This is a genomic window from Burkholderia sp. HMSC10F09 (genome assembly GCF_001806955.1).
In the GTDB taxonomy this organism is placed as follows: domain Bacteria; phylum Pseudomonadota; class Gammaproteobacteria; order Burkholderiales; family Burkholderiaceae; genus Burkholderia; species Burkholderia multivorans.
In genome coordinates, this window is the sequence record NZ_KV786911.1 from 1 (window position 1) to 21437 (window position 21437).

The window sequence follows — 21437 nt, forward strand, 5'->3', positions numbered from 1 at the left end:
CGCCCGCCCGGCCATGCGCCGGGCGGCGGCGAGCTCGACGAAATTCCGGACGCCGACGTCGGCAAGGTCGCGCCCGACGATCCGCGCGAGACCGAGGTGCGCGACCCGGCGAACGACAAGCCGTGGCCCGAGGAGCACGACGGGCCCGACGACGCCGGCGACCGGCCGCGGCCGCTGTAGCGCGCACCCGCCCGATCGGCATCCGGCCTGTCGGTAACCGAATTCCCACCAGGCGTCGCGCGCGTGCCGCGGGGCGCTGTCGACACGGCCGTTCCCGCCGAGCGGTCGATGGAGTCTCGATCATGTCATCCGATGAAATTTCCGCATCGCGGCGCAAATGGATGCAGGGCACGACCGCCGGGCTCGTGGCCGGCGTCGCGATGCCCGCCGTCGCGCAGACGGGTGCCCCGTCCGCCGGCGATACCGCGCCGCGCGACCCGCGGCCGCTGTATCCGCACGCGCCGTTTCCGGCGCAGCACCAGCCGTGGCCGGGGCTCGCCGGCCGCATGACGCCGCGCCCCGATCACGGCGAGCGCAGCTATCGCGGCAGCGGCCGGCTGGCCGGCCGCAAGGCGCTGATCACCGGCGGCGACTCGGGCATCGGCCGCGCCGTCGCGATCGCGTTCGCGCGCGAAGGCGCGGACGTCGCGATCGTCTATCTGCCGGACGAGGAGCCCGATGCGCGCGAAGTCGTGCAACTGATCCGCAGTGCGGGGCGCACGGCGGTGCCGCTGCCGGTCGACATCCGCAGCGAGGCCGCGTGCAACCGGCTCGTCGAGCAGGCCGCCACCGCGCTCGGCGGACTCGACATCCTGGTGAACAATGCGGCGCGCCAGCAGAGCCACCCGTCGATCCTCGACATCAGCACCGAGCAGTTCGACTGGACGCTGCGCACGAACCTGTACGCGATGTTCTGGATCACGCGCGCGGCGATCCCGCGGATGCCGGCCGGCGCGGCGATCATCAATACGACGTCGGTGAACGCGTACGATCCGTCCGCGAACCTGCTCGACTACGCGATGACGAAGGCCGCGATCGCGAATTTCACGAAGGGGCTGGCCAAGCAGATGATCGAGCGCGGGATACGCGTGAACGGCGTCGCGCCCGGGCCGTTCTGGACGCCGCTGCAGGTGAGCGGCGGGCAGACCGAGCAGAACGTCGAGAAGTTCGGCGAGCAGGTGCCGATGGGCCGGCCGGGACAGCCGGCCGAGATCGCGTCGATCTACGTCGAGCTCGCGTCGGCGCAGGCGAGCTACGTGACCGGCCAGATCTACGGCGCGTCGGGCGGCGCGGGGCAGCCGTGACGGCGGCCGTGAAGGCCGCCATGAATGCGGGCGTCTTGGAAAACTGTATGAATATACAGTATAGTATCCGTCGACATTGAGCCGTGCGCCGCGTCTCGCGCGCGCGGCCGCGAGCGTGCGCCGCCGTCCGGCGCCGCGCACGCCGGCCAACTCTTTCCGACGGGTAATCCATTGTCATCGAGCCACCTGATCCGCATTCGCGGCGCACGCCAGCACAACCTGAAGAATCTCGATCTCGACCTGCGCACGGGCGAGATGACGGTCGTCACGGGCCCGTCGGGCTCGGGCAAGTCGAGCCTCGTGTTCGACACGCTGTATGCCGAGGGGCAGCGGCGCTATGTCGAAACGTTCAGCGCGTATGCGCGGCAGTTTCTCGACCGGATGGACCGGCCGCAGGTCGACCGCGTCGACGGCGTGCCGCCCGCGATCGCGATCGACCAGACGAACCCGGTCCGCAGTTCGCGCTCGACCGTCGGCACGATGACCGAGCTCAACGATCACCTGAAGCTGCTGTATGCGCGCGCGGCCGAGCTGTTCGACCGCAAGACCGCGCGACCGGTGCGGCACGACACGCCCGAGACGATCCATGCGGATCTGCTCGCGCGCACGGCCGAGCACGATCCGCGGCTCGCGATCACGTTCCCGGTCGAACTGCCCGACAGCGTGACCGACGAGGAAGTCGAGCAGTGGCTGTCGGCCAGCGGCTATACGCGCGTGCAGGCGCAGCGCGAGGTTGCGTCGCCGACGGGCCCGCGCAAGGTGCTCGACGTGGTGGCCGACCGCTTCCGGCTGCATCAGGTCGAGAAGGCGCGCGCGGTCGAGGCGATCGAGGCGTCGCTGAAGCGCGGCGGCGGGCGCGTGAACGTCTACGTGCTCGCGCAGGCGCCGGAAGGCGACGGCGCGGTCGCGCCGGAACCGGAGGTCTGGCGCTTTTCGACCGGGCTGCACGATCCGGAAAGCGATCTGCGCTATGCGGAGCCGCAGGCCGCGCTGTTCTCGTTCAACTCCGCCTACGGCGCATGCGAGACGTGCCGCGGCTTCGGCCGCGTGATCGGCGTCGATCTCGGCCTCGTGATTCCCGATGCGCGCAAGACGCTGCGCGGCGGCGCGATCAAGCCGATGCAGACGCCCGCATGGAAGGAATGCCAGGACGACCTGATGCGCTACGCGGCGAAGGCCGGCATCCGGCGCGACGTGCCGTGGGCCGAGCTCACGCCGGCCGAGCAGGACTGGGTGATCGACGGCTCGCCCGACTGGACCGGCAGCTGGCAGAGCCAGTGGTACGGCGTGCGGCGCTTCTTCGGCTATCTGGAGTCGAAGGCGTACAAGATGCACATCCGCGTGCTGCTGTCGAAGTACCGCAGCTACACGCCGTGCGAAACCTGCGGCGGCGCGCGGCTGAAGACCGAATCGCTGCTGTGGCGGCTCGGCTCGAAGGAGAATGCCGACGCGGTGCTCGCGCCGGCCGATCGCTTCATGCCGCACGGCGTCGACTGGAGCCGCGCGCAGCTCGAGGCGCTGCCGGGGCTCACCGTGCACGACCTGATGCTGCTGCCGATCGATCGGATCCGCCGCTTCTTCGACACGCTCACGCTGCCGAGCGCGTTGCTCGACGACGCGCTGAAGCTGCTGCTGGCCGAGGTGCGTACGCGGCTCAAGTATCTGTGCGACGTCGGGCTCGGCTATCTGACGCTCGACCGGCAAAGCCGCACGCTGTCCGGCGGCGAGGTGCAGCGCATCAACCTGACGACCGCGCTCGGCACGTCGCTGACCAAGACGCTGTTCGTGCTCGACGAGCCGAGCATCGGGCTGCATCCGCGCGACCTGAACCGGATCGTCGAGGCGATGCAGCGGCTGCGCGATGCCGGCAACACGCTGGTCGTCGTCGAACACGATCCGTCCGTGATGCTCGCGGCCGACCGGCTGATCGACATGGGCCCCGGCCCCGGCGAGCGCGGCGGCACGATCGTCTACGACGGCACGCCGGCCGACGTGCGCGGCGCAGCCACGCTGACGGGCGAGTATCTCGGCGGCCGCCGGCAGGTCGCGCATGCGTCGCATTGGGCGCGCCGGCCGGTCGACGCGCAGACGCCGCGCATCGTGCTCGAAGGCGCGCGCGAGCACAACCTGCGCGACGTCACGGTCGAGATTCCGCTGCAGCGGCTGGTCTGCGTGACGGGCGTATCGGGGTCCGGCAAGTCGACGCTGATCCAGGACGTGCTGTATCCGGCGCTCGCGCGTCAGCTCGGGCGCCCGACCGAATCGCCGGGCGCATACCGTGCGCTGTCCGGCGCCGAGCAGATCGGCGACGTCGTGTTCGTCGATCAGTCGCCGATCGGCAAGACGACACGCTCGAACCCGGCGAGCTACGTCGGCGCGTTCGACGAGATCCGCAAGCTGTTCGCGAAAGCGCCGCTCGCGCTGCAGCGCGGCTACGGCGCCGGCACGTTCAGCTTCAACTCGGGCGACGGGCGCTGCCCGACCTGCGGCGGCTCGGGCTTCGAGCACGTCGAGATGCAGTTTCTGAGCGACGTCTATCTGCGCTGCCCGGACTGCGACGGCCGGCGCTATCGCGCCGAAGTGCTCGAAGTGCGGATCGCCCGCGACGGCCGCGCGCTGAACATCGCCGACGTGCTCGACCTGACGGTCAGCGAGGCGGCCGCGTTCTTCGCGGGCGACGCGGACGTGCTGCGCGTGCTGCAGCCGATCGTCGACGTCGGCCTCGAATACGTGAAGCTCGGTCAGCCGGTGCCGACACTGTCGGGCGGCGAAGCGCAGCGGCTCAAGCTCGCGGGCTTTCTCGCCGAATCGGCGGCGGCCGGGAACGGGCGGCGCGTGGTCACGCAGGAGGCGCGCATCGCGCGGTCGCGGCTCTTCATGTTCGACGAGCCGACCACCGGCCTGCACTTCGACGACATCGCGAAGCTGATGCAGGCGTTCGGCAAGCTGCTCGCGGCCGGCCATTCGCTGATCGTGATCGAGCACAACCTCGACGTGATCCGTGCGGCCGACTGGCTGATCGACCTCGGTCCGGAGGGCGGCGACGGCGGCGGCCTCGTGCTGTGCGCCGGTACGCCGGACGATGTGAAGGCGTGTGCCGGTTCGCATACCGGCGCGGCGCTGCGCGATTACGAGCGCGCGATGGATGCGTCGGCCGCCGAGCCGGCCGACGAAGGCGTGCCGCTGCAGGCCGCGCTCAACGCAGCACGCGCGCGGCGCGCGATCGAAGGCGAGGACGTCGTGCGCATCGTGAACGCGCGCGAGCACAACCTGAAGGCGCTCGACGTCGACATTCCGCACGGCAAGTTCAACGTGATCACCGGCGTGTCGGGGTCGGGCAAGTCGACGCTCGCGTTCGACATCCTGTTCCACGAAGGGCAGCGCCGTTATCTCGAGTCGCTGAATGCGTACGCGCGCTCGATCGTGCAGCCGGCCGGCCGGCCCGAAGTCGACGCCGTGTACGGCATTCCGCCGACCGTCGCGATCGAGCAGCGGCTGTCGCGCGGCGGCCGCAAGAGCACGGTCGCGACCACGTCCGAGGTGTGGCACTTCCTGCGGCTGCTGTACGTGAAGCTCGGCCTTCAGCACTGCGTGCACGACGGCACGCCGGTCGCGTCGCAGTCGGTCGAATCGATCGCCGCGCAGCTGCTGCGCGAACATCGCGGCCAGCACGTCGGGCTGCTTGCGCCGCTCGTCGTGAACCGCAAGGGGCTGTATACCGATCTCGCAAAATGGGCGAAGGCGCGCGGTCACACGCATCTGCGCGTCGACGGCGAGTTCGTGCCGGTCGATCCGTGGCCGAAGCTCGACCGCTTCCGCGAACACACGATCGAGTTGCCGGTTGCCGACCTCGTCGTGTCGCCGGACAAGGAGGCCGAACTGCGGCAGCGTCTCGACGAGACGCTCGAGATCGGCAAGGGCGTGATGCATCTGCTCGCGCCGCTCGACGATCTGCATCACGCGATCTCAAACGGCCATTCCACCGCGCGGGTCGGCGACGTCAAGGTGCTGTCGGTCAAGCGGGCGTGCCCGGTGTGCGGCACGAGCTACCCGGAGCTCGACCCGCGGCTGTTCTCGTACAACAGCAAGCACGGCTGGTGCACGACGTGCGTCGGCACCGGGCTCGCGCTCACGCGCGAGCAGCGCGCCGTGTACGACGACACGGTATTCGCCGAAGACGGCCGCGGCCGCGAACAGACGCTGCCGTCGGACGAGCAGGAACCGGAAGGCGTCGGCGACGAGCCGTGCGCCGATTGCGGCGGCACGCGGCTGAACCCCACGGCGCGCGCGGTCACGTTCGACGGGCATCCGATCGTCGAAGTCGCGCAGTGGACGGTGTCCGACACGCGCCGCTGGATCGACGGGCTGCGGCTCGTCGGCCGCGACGCGCAGATCGCGCGCGACATCGTCAGCGAGATCGGCAGCCGGCTCGCGTTTCTCGAGGAGGTCGGGCTCGGCTATCTGAGCCTCGATCGCGCGGCACCGAGCCTGTCGGGCGGCGAAGCGCAGCGCATCCGGCTCGCCGCGCAGCTCGGCAGCAATCTGCAGGGTGTGTGCTACGTGCTCGACGAGCCGACGATCGGCCTGCATCCGCGCGACAACCAGATCCTGCTGAATGCGCTGCGTCAGCTCGGCGACAAGGGCAATACGCTCGTCGTCGTCGAGCACGACGAGGATACGATCCGGCGCGCCGATCACATCATCGACATCGGGCCCGGCGCCGGCAAGCGCGGCGGCACGCTCGTCGCGCAGGGCAAGGTCGCCGATCTGGCCGCGCAGTCGTCGTCGCTGACGGGGCGCCTGCTCGCGCAGCCGATGGTCCATCCGCTGCAGCCGCGTCGCAGCGTCGTCGCGCAGGGCCGCAGGAACGCCGAGGCGGTGCCCGAGCATTGGCTGACCGTGCATCGCGCGAACCTGCATAACCTGCGCGACGTGACGGTCGGCATTCCGCTCGCACGGCTCGTCGCCGTGACGGGCGTCAGCGGGTCGGGCAAGTCGACGCTCGCGCGCGACGTGCTGATGACGAACCTGCTCGACGCGGTGGGGCGCTCGGTGCTGTCTTCGCCGGCCGTGCGGCGCGCGCGCAAGAGCGCCGCGCAGGACGCGCCGGCCGCGAACCGTCGCTCGAGCGTGCTCGCGCGCAGTGCGCCGCGGCCGGCGCTGAACGTCGCGCACGTGTGGCAGGGCTGCGAGTCGATCGACGGCTGGCAGCATATCGACCGCGTGCTCGAAGTCGACCAGACGCCGATCGGCAAGACGCCGCGGTCCTGTCCCGCCACGTATATCGGCGTGTGGGACGCGATTCGGCGGCTGTTCGCCGACACGCTCGAAGCGCGCGCGCGCGGCTATACCGCGTCGCGGTTCTCGTTCAACACCGGCGACGGCCGCTGCCCGGCGTGCGAAGGGCAGGGCGTGCGCACGATCGGGATGAGCTTCCTGCCGGACGTGAAAGTGCCGTGCGACGTGTGCCACGGGCAGCGCTTCAATCCCGAGACGCTCGCCGTCACGTGGCGCGGCCGGAACATCGGCGAGGTGCTGACGATGGAAATCGACGAGGCAGTCGAGTTCTTCGCGTCGATCACGACGATCGCGCATCCGCTGCAGCTGATGAAGGACGTCGGGCTCGGCTATCTGACGCTCGGTCAGCCGTCGCCGACGCTGTCCGGCGGCGAGGCGCAGCGGATCAAGCTCGTGACCGAGCTCAGCAAGGTGCGCGACGACGTCACGCGGCGCGGCCAGAAGGCGCCGCATACGCTGTACGTCCTGGACGAGCCGACGGTCGGCCTGCACATGGCCGACGTCGCGAAGCTGATTCGCGTGCTGCATCGGCTCGTCGACGGCGGGCATAGCGTCGTCGTGATCGAGCACGATCTCGACGTGATCGCCGAGGCGGACTGGATCATCGATCTCGGCCCGGAAGGCGGCGTCGGCGGCGGCACGATCGTCGCGGCTGCGCCGCCGGAGGCGCTCGTCGAGGTGGCGGCGAGCCACACAGGGCGCGCGCTTGCGCCGGTGCTCGCGCGCGAGCGCGGGCAGGAGCACGGGCACGACGGATCGCGTGAGGTCGAGCGCGCGGGCGAGGCGGGCGGGGGCTGAGGGCGTTGCGGCGCGGTGTGTCGATGCGGGTGTCGGTTTCGGCATCGGCATCGGCATCGGCATCGGCATCGCGCGACATGCCGGCGCGCGGGTGCGGTTCCCCTGCGCTGCGCCGGCAACGATCGAAAGCTGGCTTTTCGATCGTTCGTTTGTTTGCGATTGGGGAGGCGTTAATCCGCGTCCGCCGCGCGATTCGGCCTGCGCCAAAAAGAAAAACCCGCGTGATGCGGGTCGAACGGAGTACACGGTGCAATGGCGTCCGCGCGGTATGCGCGCTGCACGGTTATCAATGAAGCCGCGCAGTCCCGCATAGGGCGGATTGTCTGTTCTGGATGCTTCGCACCATCGCGCCGCGCTCCATGTATTGAAGTGCATCTTCCTCGTGCCAAGAACGGATGCCTTCAAGCGCCGTCTCGCCTCGTGTTCGAACGGCGCAACTTTTTGCGGAACCGCGGGACGAGCCCGTGTTCCGCTGTCGAGCCCGTCGCGAACGCAGTGCGACGCAAACGTTTCACCGACGGGTCGGCGCGTATCATAGCGCAGCGGAGAAACGCCTGACAATACGCATTCCGTGATGCCGACCTGTGCTCGTCGGGCAGTGTCGAATGATGCCGTCGCCAGTCGGGGCGTCAATGACGGCAAAAGCAGGTCGATTAAAGGCAAATCTTCGCTAAATCGCCGAAATGCCGGCCGCCCAACCGGCTTAAAATCCCCGTGTTATTTTGAGATACAATTCGCTCCTGTTTGGAAAATGAAAGACTGAGCGATGCATCGCGCGATGCCGCCTGCCGACGCGAGTATTCAATGAACGAATTTTCGGTGCGAGTCGTTATCGCGGACGACCATCCGGTGTCGGTGCACGGCATGAAAGCGGCGCTGAGCGCGATGCCGACGATCGAGATCGTGGCTGTCACAAGCGATACGACGTCGTTGGTCGACATGCTCGACGCACACGCGTGCGACGTGCTGGTGCTCGACTACGTGATGCCGAGCGGCAAATACGGCGACGGTCAGACGCTGCTGTCGTATCTGAGCCGCCGCTTCCCGACTCTGCGTTACGTGACCGTGACGATGCTCAATTCGCCGGCCGTGTTCCGCGCGCTGCAGGAACTCGGCGTGAACAGCATCGTCAGCAAGTCGGATCCGATGTCGCATCTGATCGCCGCGATTCACGCGGCCCATTCGGGCGGGCGCTATCTGTCGCCGACGATTGCATCGCTGCTCGAGCGGACCGAATCCGCCGCCGGCGCGACGTTGTCGAAGCGCGAGACCGAGATCGTCCGCCTGTTTCGCGAGGGCTACAAGGTGACCGAAATCGCGGAAAAACTCCATCGCAGCAAAAAGACGATCAGCGCGCAGAAACTCGCCGCGATGCGCAAGCTCGGTGTCACGAGCGACGCCGAGCTGATCCGCGCCGACGGCTTGCCGATGGCCGGCGAGCCGGACAATTCCGGGCCCGCGGTCTGAGCGCGTACGGCATGCGCGCAATCGCGCGATGGCTGATGCAGCGGCGGCGCGCGCGGCGCCGGCGCGAGTTCGATCCGGGATGGATGCGTGTCTATCAGCGCACGCTGCTGATCGCGGGCGGCGCGGTGCTCGGCGTCTTCATCGTCGCGAGCGCGGCGGCCGTCGCGTGGATCGAGGTCAGCGATTACCAGGCGGCCATGCGTGCGCGCTTCCTCATCGATAGAAACCGACTGCTGCTCGAAATGTCGGAGAGCGCGACGCTCGTGAAGCGCTTCGCCAGCGTCGGCGACGGCGCATGGGACGACGCGGCGCGGCCGTCGGCCGAACTGGCCGCGCTGTTTGCATCGCGCGAGCGCGCATCGTTTCGCGACGTGCGCGATCCGCGCCTGTCCTACGTCGGTCAGATCGCGCACGATGCAGGATCGCGCCACCTGGCGCTGCTCGCGCTGAGCGAGCGATTGCTCGGCGACGGCGTATGGCGCCACCAGACCACGGCCGGACCCGATCACGTCTACATCGTCGGCCGCGACGGCCGATTCGCCGCGCTGCTGATGAGGACACGCACGGATGCGCAGTCGTCGCCGCGCGATTCGATCGACGTTGTCCAGGCGCTGTCGCAGACGTGGCCGGACGCGATGGACGAGGTACGCGACGGCGACGCGCATCCGGAGCGCGTGCGGGATGGCGCGATCTGGCTGCCGCCGCGTCCGGACCCTGTGACGTCCGAGCCGATGGTACGCGTCGCAAGCTGGGTGTTCGACAGCCGCAACGCGCCGGTTGCGCTCGTCGTCTACGCGACGCGTGTATCGAACCTGCAGCGCGCGCTCGGCGACGGTCGCGCCGGGCGCATGCTCGCGATCGTCGATGCGCAGCGTCACGTGCTGCTGCAGTCGGCGCATGCAAGCGGGATCGACGCGACGCGGGCGATCGAGTCGCTTGCCGCATTCGCAAAGCCCGCACGCGGCATCGACGCGCATCGGTTCGGACACGACTGGCTCATGCGCGATCGTATTCCCGGCACCGACTGGGCGCTCGTCGACATCGTCGCGGCGCGCGCCGTGCTTGCCGATCTCGGGCCGCGCCTCGCATCGATCGCGCTGGCGGCCGCGCTCGGCCTCGCGCTCCTGGTGGGCGGATTGCTGCTGCTGAACCGGCGCATCCTCGTGCCGTCGCACGCGCGCGCGATGCGTCTGAAAGACAGCGAGCAACTGAGCCGGACCTTGATCCGCACCGCACCGGTCGGACTCGCGCTGATCGACGCGGCGAACGGCGCGGTGTTGTTGTGCAACGAGACGATGGACCGTTACGAGCGGGCGACGCCGCGCGAGCCGCTGTCCGTGCGGCTGTGGCGCGCGTTCCGCGATTCGCACGGCACGTCGCTGTCGCGCGAAATCGCGCTCGAAGGCGCGGCCGGCCCCACCGGCGATACGCATCTGCTCGTCAACGTAACGCGCGTCAAATATCGGGGTGCCGACGCATTGCTCGGCACGGTCGTCGACATCACCGCGCGCAAGCTGACGGAGCAATCGCTCGACGCGGCGCGACGCGCGGCCGATCAGGCGAATCGCGCGAAGTCGGTGTTTCTCGCGACGATGAGTCACGAGATCCGTACGCCGCTGAATGCGGTCATCGGCAATCTCGAACTGATGAGCCGCGACACGTTGCCCGACGTGCAGCGCAAACGGCTCGCGACCGCGCATTCGGCATCGTCGTCGCTGCTGCACGTGTTGAACGACGTGCTCGATCTGTCGCGCGTCGAGGCCGGCCAGTTGCGCATCGATGCGGTGCCGTTCGACTGCGCCGCGCTGCTGCACGACGTGACCGAGTCGTTCCGGCCGCTTGCCGCCGCCAAGCAGCTGAGCCTGACGTGCGACGTCGCGACGACGCTGGCGCGCTACCGCATCGGCGATCCGGTCCGGATCCGGCAGATCGTGTCGAACCTGTTGAGCAACGCAATCAAGTTCACCGACGCCGGCGGGGTGGCCGTGACGGCCGATGCGGTGCGCGAAGGCCGGCTCGACGAAGTGGCGGTGCGCGTGACGGACACCGGCATCGGCATCCCGCACGCCGCACAGGCGGCGATCTTCGAACTGTACCGGCAGGCCGACGATTCGATTCATCGGCGCTACGGCGGAACGGGCCTCGGCCTCGCGCTGTGCCGGCGGCTCGTTGCCGCGATGGACGGCGATCTCGCGGTGGACAGCGAACCGGGCATCGGCAGCACGTTCAGCGTCGTCGTTCCGCTGCCGATCGCGCAGGATGCACCGCGCGACGACGCCGACGCGCGCGACGAAGGCCGCGTGATCGCCTGCGATCCTTCGTTGCGGATGCTGATCGTCGAAGACCATCCGGCGACACGCGTGCTGCTTGCCGATCAGTGTCGCGAACTGGGCGTCGACGCGCAGCTCGTCGAAAACGGTGCGGACGCGCTTGCCGCGCTCGCGCAACGTCGGTTCGACGTCGTGCTGACCGATCTCGGCCTGCCCGACATGGACGGCTGGGCGCTAGCCGACGCGATTCGCGCGCGCGACGCCGATATTGCATTGATCGCGATGAGCGCGCACGTCGGCGCCGACGATGAGCAGCGGTGTGCGGCCGCCGGCGTGCGCGCGTTGCTGCGCAAGCCGGTGTTGCTCGGCGCGTTGTCGCAGGCGCTCGGCAGAGCCGCGCCGCGGCGTGCCGGTGCGAAAGCGTACGATGACGCTCTCGTTTCCGACGACACGCAATGCGCAATGCCGGAAGCGTTGCAGACGGCGATGCGGCGCGTGACGCTCGCGTCGCTCGAGACGATCGATCGCGCATTGCCCGCGATGGACGTCGACACGGTCGCGCGTGAACTGCATTCGCTCGGCGGCGGATTCGCGGCATCGGGACCGCGTGTGCTCGGCGAGCTGTGTACGGCGCTCGAGCAGGTCGTGCGCGACGAAGGACTGCAGACGTTTTCGCCGCTGTGGGTCGCGTTGCGCGACGAGATCGCGCAGGCGGTGGCGGCCGTCGAAGGCGACGGCGGCTCGCAGGACGCGCTGCGCGAGTAGCGCGCGCCTGCCATCGAATCGGATAAGGTCATGGGGCGTCATTAAAAAGTGACGCGATATGCAAACTATAAAAAGAAAATGACCTTGACATGCCATATTTCTTCGTTAATATTGCCCACCACGTCACTATTGTCCCGTCGCGTCATGTTTGGCGCGGCGCTGCCGCTGAGCCGTTCGCGACCGAACCGGCGCCGCGGCGGACATGACGCAACGATCGAAGATGGAGCCTGAGAGAGCCCTGAACGTGCGTGTCGGCGCCGGCGGATGACCGTCGTCGCACGCGGCCGGGTGTGCGCTCACGGGGTGGGATAGCGCAAAGCAGTGCGGCGCAAATAAAACTCGAAGGAAGAACTCATGTATCGCCGTTTACTTGCACCGGGGCTGCTGTTGCTGTTGGTCGCGTGCGTGCAGAATCCGGCCGCGACGAGCGGCACGGTACGGATTTGCGACGACACCGGCTGTTCCGATCGGCCTAAAGATCAGGTTTCCTATCAAAAGAAGGACGACCCCGACGAGCGCGAGGATCCGCGCATCGCCTCGCTGAAGCAGGCTGCGAAAACCCAACCGAAGGCCGCCTACGATCTCGGCCTGCGTTATTTCCGCGGCGACGGTGTGCGCCAGGACAGCTATCAGGCGCTCAAATGGATGCGCGACGCTGCCGAGCGCGGTGATCTCAATGCGCAGAAGGCGCTCGGCGGCTTCTATCTGTTCGGTCTCGAGGAAATGGGCTCCGATCCGCGCGAAGCGGAAAAGTGGCTGTCGATCGCGGTTGCCCGAGGCGACAAGGAATCGAAGAAGCTGCTCGACATGGCGCGCAGCGAGAAGAAGGCCGACGAGGAAGACTGGAAATGGCGCACGCAATGGCGTGACGTCTATTACGGCTACTGGTACTCGGGCTATCCGTACTACGGCGTCTGGCGACAGACGTACTGGTACGGCTATTGACGGGGACCGGAGCAACGGGAGCGGCGGCGGGGAGACCACCATCGCGCGCGATGCCGGGGGGCTTATCGAAGTTCGCACGGACACATAAGCCGAACAACGACTCTATCGATCGACAACGACATGAAGACCATCCTTTCCCAACGTCTCACTCAAGGTGCGCTCGTGGCAGCGCTTTGTGCGTCCGTCGCCGGCTGCGGCGGCATGGTGACGCCCGGCGGGCAGAACGCCGGCGTGACCGGTGCCGCGGCGGGCGGCACGAGTGCCGGCGCCGATACGCAACTGCAGCGCTGCACGACGCCGCTCGGCACGATCGCCGTCGACGACGGCCGCAATGCCGACTGGTGGGGTCCGTTCGGCAGCGCGACCAAGGTGACGAGCATCGATCCGCTGCTGCGACTCGCCGTCCAGCAGTCGAACTGCTTCGTCATCACGTCGCTCGGCAATCAGAAGACCGACGCGCGCCTGTCGCGGATCACGCAGCTGCAGCGCAACTCGGGCGAATACCGCGCCGGCTCGAAACAGCAGAAGGGGCAGCGCGTCGCCGCCGACTACTACATGGAGCCGCAGATCGTGATCAGCGATTCGCCGATCGGCGGCATCGGCAGCATGATCGGCGGGCTGATCGGCAACAGTGCGGTGGCGGCGGTGGCCGGCCATCTGCAGACGAAGGCGTCGGTCGTGACGCTGACGCTGTTCGACGTCCGCTCTGCGGTGCAGATCGCGGCAGCCGAAGGCAGCTCGACGGCGACCAATTACGGCGCGGCGCTCGGCGGCCTCGGCGGCGGTGTGGGCGGCGGCCTGGCCGGCTTCTCGTCGACGCCGGAAGGCAAGGCGACCGTCGTCGCATTCATCGACGCATGGAACAAGATGGTCGTCGCACTGCGCAGCTACAAGGCGCAGGACGTCAAGGGCGGCCTCGGCCGCGGCGGTCAGCTGCAGGTCAACTGATGCATGACGGCCGGCGGCGCGTCCGCCGGTCGACGTCACGTTCGTCACACGCGAAGGCGCGCGAGTGCGCCGTACGCGCTTGCCAATTCGAGGGAATTCCGATGAAAACTTTCGCATTGATCGCGCTGACCTGTGTCGTGCTCGCCGCCTGCGGCGGCGATGACGGTCCTTCCGCGGCCGCGCCGTCCGGCGCGGGTTCGGGCAGCGGGAGCAGTGGCGGTACGGGCGGGGGCACGGGCAACGGCGGCGGTACGGGCGGGGGAACCAGCGGGACGGGTGGGTCCGGCGGGTCTGGCGGTGGCGCGGTGACGCTGCGTTATGAGGCATTGCCGACGGCATCGGATGCCGCGAGTTTCCTGACGCTCGTCAACGGAGAGGGCGCGAAAGGGTATCGCTATCTGAGCGATGCGTACTACGCGGCCGAGGCCGCAACGCGTTCGATCTTCGTGAACGACGGCGCCGCGCAGACCTATACGTATCAATTGCAACCGCCGCCGGCCAATGTCGCTGCGTTCGTCGCGCAGGCGAATGCGCAAGGCGCGAGCGGCTACCGCTATGAAGGGCCGCTCACGTACGGCGAGCTTTATCGCAAGGACGGCGGGTCGTCGGCGACGTACACGTATGCGACGGCGACCCTGCCGGCCGGCACGTCGGCGTTCATCGCGCAGGCGAACGGTCAGGGCCAGTCCGGCTACTGGTTCGTCGGGCCGATGGTGTTCGGGACGGAGCAGGCGAACCTGTACATGAAGAACAACGCGTCGGCTGCGACCTATACGTACGAGGCGCTGACAGCGACGTCGAACGTCGCCGATTTCATGGCGCAGGCAAACGACGAAGGGGCGAAAGGCTATCGTGCGAAGGGTGCGATGGCGTTCGGCAGCGAAATCGCGTGGGTGTACGTGAAGGACCGGACACAGTCGCCGGTGTTTGCGTATCGGTCGGCCGCGGTCCAGTCGACGGCCGCGGGCTTCATCGATCAGTCGAACTCGATGGGCGCGCAGGGGAATGCCTATCTCGGCGACCTCGCGCTCGGCACGCCTCCGGCGTTGCAGCAGGCGTCGTTCTATTTCAGCGCGAGCAACTGCACGGGGTTTCTGTGTACGACGCTCAATCCGCTTACGCAGAATTGAGCGGGGGGGTGAGGGGGCGAGGGGGGCGTCGCGGGAGTTCGCGTGGGTGCCTTGCGCGATCCCGCGCGTATAGGTCATACCCCGTGTCTGGCCTGAGCACGCAGCGGCGCTTGTCCCGGTCGTCGCAATCCGGCGAGTTACGACGGTGCGTCCGCCTGCCAGTTGTCGCAGTCGCCGTGAGGAAGATCCAGCCGTTGCATGGCGCTGAACCGGCTGCTCGATCGTTCTCAAAGCAAATGAAAGTGGCATCGCAGCAATCTTTCGCGTCGTCGCAATTTTTCCTGCAGTAGCATGGCTTCACGTTGGCCGCGAGGCCAAGGTAGAACCTCAGAAGAAAATAAATCAACAAGAACGAGTTTCGCCATGAGCTGCGGTATTCCTCTAAATTTCGACGGGAATTCGTTGCGCTTACCGAAGGCGCTCGGCTAGACCAATCGCGTCTGCGGTTGCAGAACCGGATGCAAGAGAACCTCGTCGCAATGCGTCGTTCCGCGCTCGATTGGAAAATGCCGCCGGCGCGCCATTGCGGAGAACGACCCGCGTTCCGTCTCGCGCCTCTGATTCACATTCCGTTTCATTTTGCCGATTACCATCGTCCGGCTGAGGTTCTATTAGCGATGGCGCGACCAACGACGGAGTCGATCGGGCCGGCCAGATGCGCCGGGCGCGACAGCCGACCGATCAGCACCGCCGCTCGGCGTGCGACTGCCGAATGCAGCTGCCCGATTCCGGGATCGATGCGTAAATGCAGCGGTCATCGTCGACGCGTAATGTCGAGTTGAAATTCGGTAAAGGTTGTCTGACAATTGCTTTCGTTGTGCGTGATTGACGTCGTCTAAAATGGATTGCCGCCCATTTTGGCGGCAAACACTAGAAAAACATCGAGAGAGAAATGGCGCTCAGACCACCCGCGCTCGGGGAACTGAAATATCGCGATCTGTATAACGCGATCCATCGGGGCCTGCTGCAAAACAATCGCCTGTTGAGGCTGGACACGCCGCTCGGCCAGAACGCGCTGATTCCGTTGCGCGCGCGCGGATCGGCGCGCATTGGCCGCGATTATCACTGGACGCTCGATGTCGCGTCGCTGCGCGACGACACGGCGCTGTTATCGCTGATGCATCAGCCGGTCACACTGTGGCTGCAACAGCCGAGCGGTCCATATTCCGATCCCGTATACCGTCCGATCCACGGGTTCGTGCACAGAGTCGGTTATCTGGGCGGGGATGGCGGCCTGTCGACGTACCAGCTCGAGTTTTCGTCGGCGCTGGTGTTTCTGGGCGGCACACACAACGACGAAGGCTGGCTCGAGCAGACGGCGCAGGAGATCGTGTCCGACCTCCTCAACCGGTATCCGCAGTTGCAGGGCCGATTCCGCTTCGATCTAAGTCGCGAGCCGGCCTTGCGCTCGTGGTGCCGGCAGAGTGAAACGGATCTGCACTTCTTCCATCGGCTGCTCGAAGACGAGGGCTGGTATTGCTACTGGGTGCACGAGCCCGTCCGTGACGGCGAGACACCCAAGACCACGCTCGTGATCGTTGACCAGGTCGCGGCACTGCCCGATGCGAAACCCGCCGACTTTGCACGCGACGCCGGCGTTGACGAGGCGGTCAGCGGCGTCGTGCAGTGGGCAGCGATGCAGACGATGCAGAGCCTGCGATACGAGTCGAGCGCGTTCGATTACAAGCGGCCGGCCTCCCGCTTCGAAGCGACTGCCACGTTGGCTTCGACCCATTACGGCGAGGACGAAGGGCGGCACGAGACACAGCAGCAGGCCATTCCACATGCGCCGATGACGGTCTATGAACCGACCGCATATGGCTACCCCGACTCCGACGCCGGCGCTGCCCGCGCACGTCGCCGCGTGCAGGGCTGGGATGCGCGCGCCCGGCGCTACTTCGGGGTCGGCGGCCTGCGCTGGATCGATGCGGGGTCGCGCTTCGTGCTGAACGGCCATCCGCGTCATTTGGAGCGTGACGACGCCGACCGGACGTTCCTGGTCATCGAGGCACGCTGGTTCATCGAAAACAACGTGCCGATCGGCCGGCCGACGAACGAATTCCCGCTCAGCCTGCGTGCGTCGCTGGCCGAACAGCGAGAGATACACGGCGCGCGATTCGCGACACCGCCTCATGGAGAAGACGGTACGGCCGGCTTTTTCGTGCTCGAGGTCGAAGCACAGGATGCGCGTGTCGAGTTTCGAAGCCCATTCGAGCATCCGAAGCCTGCGATGTCGATCGAGCACGCGCTCGTGGTGACGCAGCAGGGAAGCGAGGCATGGTCGAACGAGCGCAATCAGGTTCGCGTGCATTTCGCGTGGGACCGGAAAAATCCGGACGGGACATTCAATGCGTCGCCACTGCTGTCGTCGATGCAAGCGGACACCGGTGACGGCTATGGTGCTGTGCATGTGCCGCGCGCGGGCGAATGGGTGCTCGTCGGCTACTGGGGCAACGACTGTGACAAGCCGTTTATTCTCGGACGCGTCAATGGCGGCACGACACCGGCACCCTGGCACACGAACGTCCTGCTCTCGGGATTCCGGTCGCGCGGCTTCGGCAACACGGGCGCGTACAACGCATTCATACACGATGACGCAACGCACCAAGGCGGCACGCGGCTCATCAGCTACACCGGGAAGAGTTACGCGGCGTTCACGCAAGGCTACTTGATCCAGCAGGACGGCAACACGCGCGGCCGGTATCTCGGCCAAGGGTTCATGCTGCATGCCGACGAGTATGGTGCCGTGCGGGCGAGCAAGGGCTTGTCGATCAGCTCGCATCCGAAGACGTATGACGACGAGCAGCTCAGTGTCGACGAGGCCCGCACGCAGTTGCAGAAGGCGGGGATGCTCGTGGAATCGCTGTCGAGCGCCAGTACGACGGCGCAAGCCGAATCTCTGCAGGCGGGCCAGGACGCGCTCAAGGATCTGACCGCAGCCGCGCAGCAAGCCGTGTCGGGACAAACCTCGGGCGGAGTGACGGCCGGCGGTGGCACGGGCAGCGCGAACGGGTTCGCCAAGCCGGTGATCGTGATCTCGACGCCCGCGGACTTCGCTGCCGTAGCGGACCGCTCCGCTCACGTGATCGCCGAGGCGGAAGCCAACGTGATCAGCGGCGCGAACACGCATCTCGCGACGGGCAAATCGCTCATCGCGGCTGCCGCGGAAAAGATCAGTCTGTTCGTGCAGAAGGCCGGTATGAAGCTGTTCGCAGCGAAGGGGCCGATCGAGGTGTCGGCGCACACCGACGAAATCAAGCTGAACTCGGCCAAGGATATGTCGCTGTTCAGCAAGAAGCGGATCGTGCTCGAGGCGACCGACGAACTGATCTTGAAATGCGGCGGCTCATACCTGCGCCTGACAAAGGAAGGCATCGAGGACGGCACGCGCGGTGCGCGCACCATCAAGTCGGCGTCGTTCAACCGGCAGGGGCCGAGCTCGGTCGCGGAGTATATGAACAGCTTGCCGAGCGCGAAGTTCAACGATCCGTACGTGCTGCGCGATCGCATTACCGGTGAAGTGCTGAAAAACCACCCGTACGAGCTGATTCGCGGGGACGGCACGCGGTTGACCGGGGTGACTAATGAACTGGGACACGTGGCCGAGCAGAAGAGCGAGGATATCGAAAAGCTGGCCGTGCGCGCGTTGCGGCCGAGTCCGAACGGTTCTGCGGCATGAATTCGATGATCGATGCACGAATTTGAAGAACAACGATGAGCGATAACTCAGATCAAACCGGCGGCTCCCCGTTCAGCGACGACGCCGAACAAGAAGTAGTGCGGCAGGTCGGGCGCACGGATAAGGACGGAGCGTCGGTCGGACATTTTACGTTGACGCCGGCGAGTGATACGCGAAGCAAGGAGCTACTATGCGACGTCAGACCGATCATTCCGGTGATCTTCCTGCCGGGGGTGATGGGTTCGCCGCTCGTCAACAAGGACACCGGCGATGATATTTTTTTCCCGCCGAATACAGACGGCATGCTGGGGAAGGCGGGCGCATTGCCGGCACTGCTCGGGATGTGGTTCAGGGGCGCGTCGGCGCGCGAGACGCGGTTCGACCCGACCCTGGCCACGGTGACGCCGCTCGGCCCGGTCCGCGCCAGCAAGCATGTCGACGAGGCGGAGGCACGTCGACGCGGCTGGGGCTCCGTCTATCGATCAAGCTATCAGCCGATGTTGGCGTGGTTGGAGGAGCACCTGAACGAACCGATGGAGATGGGCAAAACCAAGGGGCCATGGATCGAGACGGATTCCGACGGCAAAAAGTGGGCGCTCAAGCCGGTGCTAGGAACCGAGCCGACAGACTACGGCGCGACCGACGCCGGCGCTCAAGGTCGCGGGCAGCCGATCACCGAAGAGTCGGAGGCATTCAAACACTTCCTCAAGTACCGGTATCGCGTATATGCAATCGGCTACAACTGGTTGCAGTCGAACGCCGAATCGGCAAAGGACGTGATCGAGGGTGTGGATTTCGAGGACAAGAAAACGCGCAAGAAGACGCGCCTGATGGGGATTAAGGAGATCATCGCGGAAAACGACAGCGGGAAGGCGATCATCCTCACCCACTCGATGGGCGGATTGGTCGCGCGCATGGCGATCGCGAAGCATGGCGCGGCAGATCTGATGCACGGCGTGTTTCACAACGTGCTGCCCGCGACGGGCGCACCGATCGCCGCGAAGCGATTCCGCACCGGCGGCGGCAGCGAAGGTGGGCTGAACGGCTTCATCAACGGCGCGCTGCTCGGCAGCGACGCGGACGAGTTCGTGGCAGTCGCTGCGAACGCGCCTGGGCCGCTGGAATTGCTGCCGATGCCTGATTACCACAACGGTGAGCCGTGGTGGATCTTTGCGCGGCTCAACGGTGAGCCAGTTCTTAAATTGCCGAAGGATGGCAATACCTATGATGATGTATTTACCAATCCAAATTGGTATGGTTTGGTACCTGAGGAGTCGAATTCTTTACTCGATCCAGCAGGAATCGTGAAAGAGCGACTTGAGAAGCGCAAGAAAAAGACGACGGTGATCGATAATTTCAAATACACCATCAAGTCTGTTGTTGCAAATCAAAATGATATAATTAACGTCTATCATAACAATACGTATGTGACCTATGGTAATGGGGATTTGAAGCCGAAAGAAGCAATTACTTCGGACGAAAGTCACGGCAAACGCACGATCGAACGAGGCGAGAATATCGAAGATCTATTGGCATGGGGCACGGTGATCTGGAAAGGTATCGTGCCGCCGGATGTGACCGAGGAAGAACTGCGCGCGGCGCGACTCATGCATGATTCGAACAGAGGCACGGTGCGTGTGCACCTGGACTCACGCAACGTCACCATCGAATTTGAGGTGCAGAAGGTAGCGATGTTGCCGGCGGGGGGCAACGGGCCCGATCCCGAGAAGAATGGCATCGTACCAGGCGACGGTACAGTGCCGGTTTGGTCGGCGGAAGCCCCTGCGCGCGGCGCGAACGGCGGAGCGGCGCCAGGCGTACAAATGGTGTTTGACCAAGGAGGCTACGTGCATCAGGAAAGCTATAACCACCCGTGGGCGCGCTGGGCGCTGCTCTACAGCATCGTGCAAATTGCGCAAGATGCACCGGAGCCGAAATGCTGACACGAATTTTCCGACCTCTGTTTTTAGTGGCGGGCGTATGTGCCTGTTCAATTACGTTTTCCGGTGAACCGACCATGACGAATCCCTTGTTGTCCAAAGCTCGCCCGTGGTGCATCGGGCGCTTCGTGTTTGACCGGCCGGTGGCAAGCGAAATAACCAATCAAAGATACGAATTCCAGGGGGAAAAGCTGGAGACGCAGTACGACGTATCATCCGCGACGTTTCAAGGAAAAGTCGCAGCCCTGGAAAAGAAGTTGAGTACAAAAAAACGTATCAATCCAGGGCGCAGGAACGAGGAAACAAATCGCGTGTGGCTAGAGAAGGCGTTCTCTCCAACGAAGGATTCTAGAGTATTTGTATTCCAAGACGCAGTTTCGGCTAATGGCCTTCCGTTTGATACAGAAGGCTATATTCATGAGAATAAAACATTATTCCATACTACCAGCAGAATAGGATCGGCGGCCCTTCGTGACGTCGAGAATATTTACAATGACATTTACCGTCGGATTAAAGCGCGTGACAATTGGTCGGTGCCAACCGAATCGGGGTTCTGTTTTGACGGCGGCATTGCCACGGGCCCGTCGACTTCCACCGAGGAAGTCAGCCAGTCGTTCGCGCTAATGCCGGGGCGGCCGGCGCTGCTGGTGATCCAGATGCGGGATTCAGTCGACGTCGACCAGAAAGAGCCGCTGACCAAGACACTGCCTGCTCTGCGTGCGCAGATGGATCGGGTTTCAAGCGGGAGTTACCGCATTTTGCGCCAAGGCAAACGCACGGTGGCCGGGATGGACGCCGAGGAAGTGTTGTTCGCGTTAAAGGAAGGTGAGATTACGTCCTACCGCTTCTACCTGCTCGCGCCGGGCGATCCGAGCACGTTGGCGAAGCCGCAT

The 21437-nt window shown here is 65.8% G+C and carries 10 protein-coding genes and 1 pseudogene; all 11 read left to right on the plus strand.

The genetic code is table 11. The features are described from left to right. Positions 1-180 (plus strand): annotated as a pseudogene (locus HMPREF3115_RS25935) (hypothetical protein); the annotation flags it as partial. Between the two features lie 122 nt (positions 181-302). Continuing rightward, a complete protein-coding gene (locus HMPREF3115_RS25940; protein WP_006409545.1) occupies positions 303-1304 on the plus strand; it encodes an SDR family oxidoreductase in 1002 nt (333 codons plus the stop codon). A gap of 171 nt (positions 1305-1475) precedes the next feature. Beyond that, complete coding sequence (gene uvrA, locus HMPREF3115_RS25945; RefSeq protein ID WP_070556677.1) at positions 1476-7400, plus strand: excinuclease ABC subunit UvrA; 5925 nt, start codon at positions 1476-1478, stop codon at positions 7398-7400. Positions 7401-8204: 804 nt separating this feature from the next. Continuing rightward, positions 8205-8867: a response regulator gene (locus tag HMPREF3115_RS25950; protein WP_053299021.1), complete on the plus strand. Its 663-nt coding sequence runs from the start codon at positions 8205-8207 to the stop codon at positions 8865-8867. 83 nt (positions 8868-8950) lie between these two features. Next, entirely contained in the window at positions 8951-11902 is a 2952-nt protein-coding gene (locus HMPREF3115_RS25955; protein WP_227747516.1) for a hybrid sensor histidine kinase/response regulator, read from the plus strand. Positions 11903-12256: 354 nt separating this feature from the next. Continuing rightward, positions 12257-12847 (plus strand): tetratricopeptide repeat protein, encoded by a 591-nt coding sequence (locus HMPREF3115_RS25960; RefSeq protein ID WP_006399024.1) that lies wholly within the window; start codon positions 12257-12259, stop codon positions 12845-12847. 120 nt (positions 12848-12967) lie between these two features. Then, positions 12968-13795: a hypothetical protein gene (locus tag HMPREF3115_RS25965; RefSeq protein WP_035956430.1), complete on the plus strand. Its 828-nt coding sequence runs from the start codon at positions 12968-12970 to the stop codon at positions 13793-13795. Between the two features lie 101 nt (positions 13796-13896). After that, positions 13897-14925, plus strand: a complete 1029-nt coding sequence (locus HMPREF3115_RS25970) for a hypothetical protein (RefSeq protein WP_070556681.1) — start codon at positions 13897-13899, stop codon at positions 14923-14925. Positions 14926-15817: 892 nt separating this feature from the next. After that, the gene (locus HMPREF3115_RS25975; protein WP_070556683.1) at positions 15818-18604 is read left to right on the plus strand and encodes a type VI secretion system Vgr family protein; all 2787 of its coding nucleotides are present in this window, start codon (positions 15818-15820) and stop codon (positions 18602-18604) included. Positions 18605-18639: 35 nt separating this feature from the next. Next, positions 18640-20547: an esterase/lipase family protein gene (locus HMPREF3115_RS25980; protein ID WP_070556685.1), complete on the plus strand. Its 1908-nt coding sequence runs from the start codon at positions 18640-18642 to the stop codon at positions 20545-20547. Next, a partial coding sequence (locus tag HMPREF3115_RS31805; protein ID WP_371089511.1) for a T6SS immunity protein Tli4 family protein occupies positions 20541-21437 on the plus strand: 897 nt, incomplete at its 3' end. The genes HMPREF3115_RS25980 and HMPREF3115_RS31805, both read left to right, overlap by 7 nt.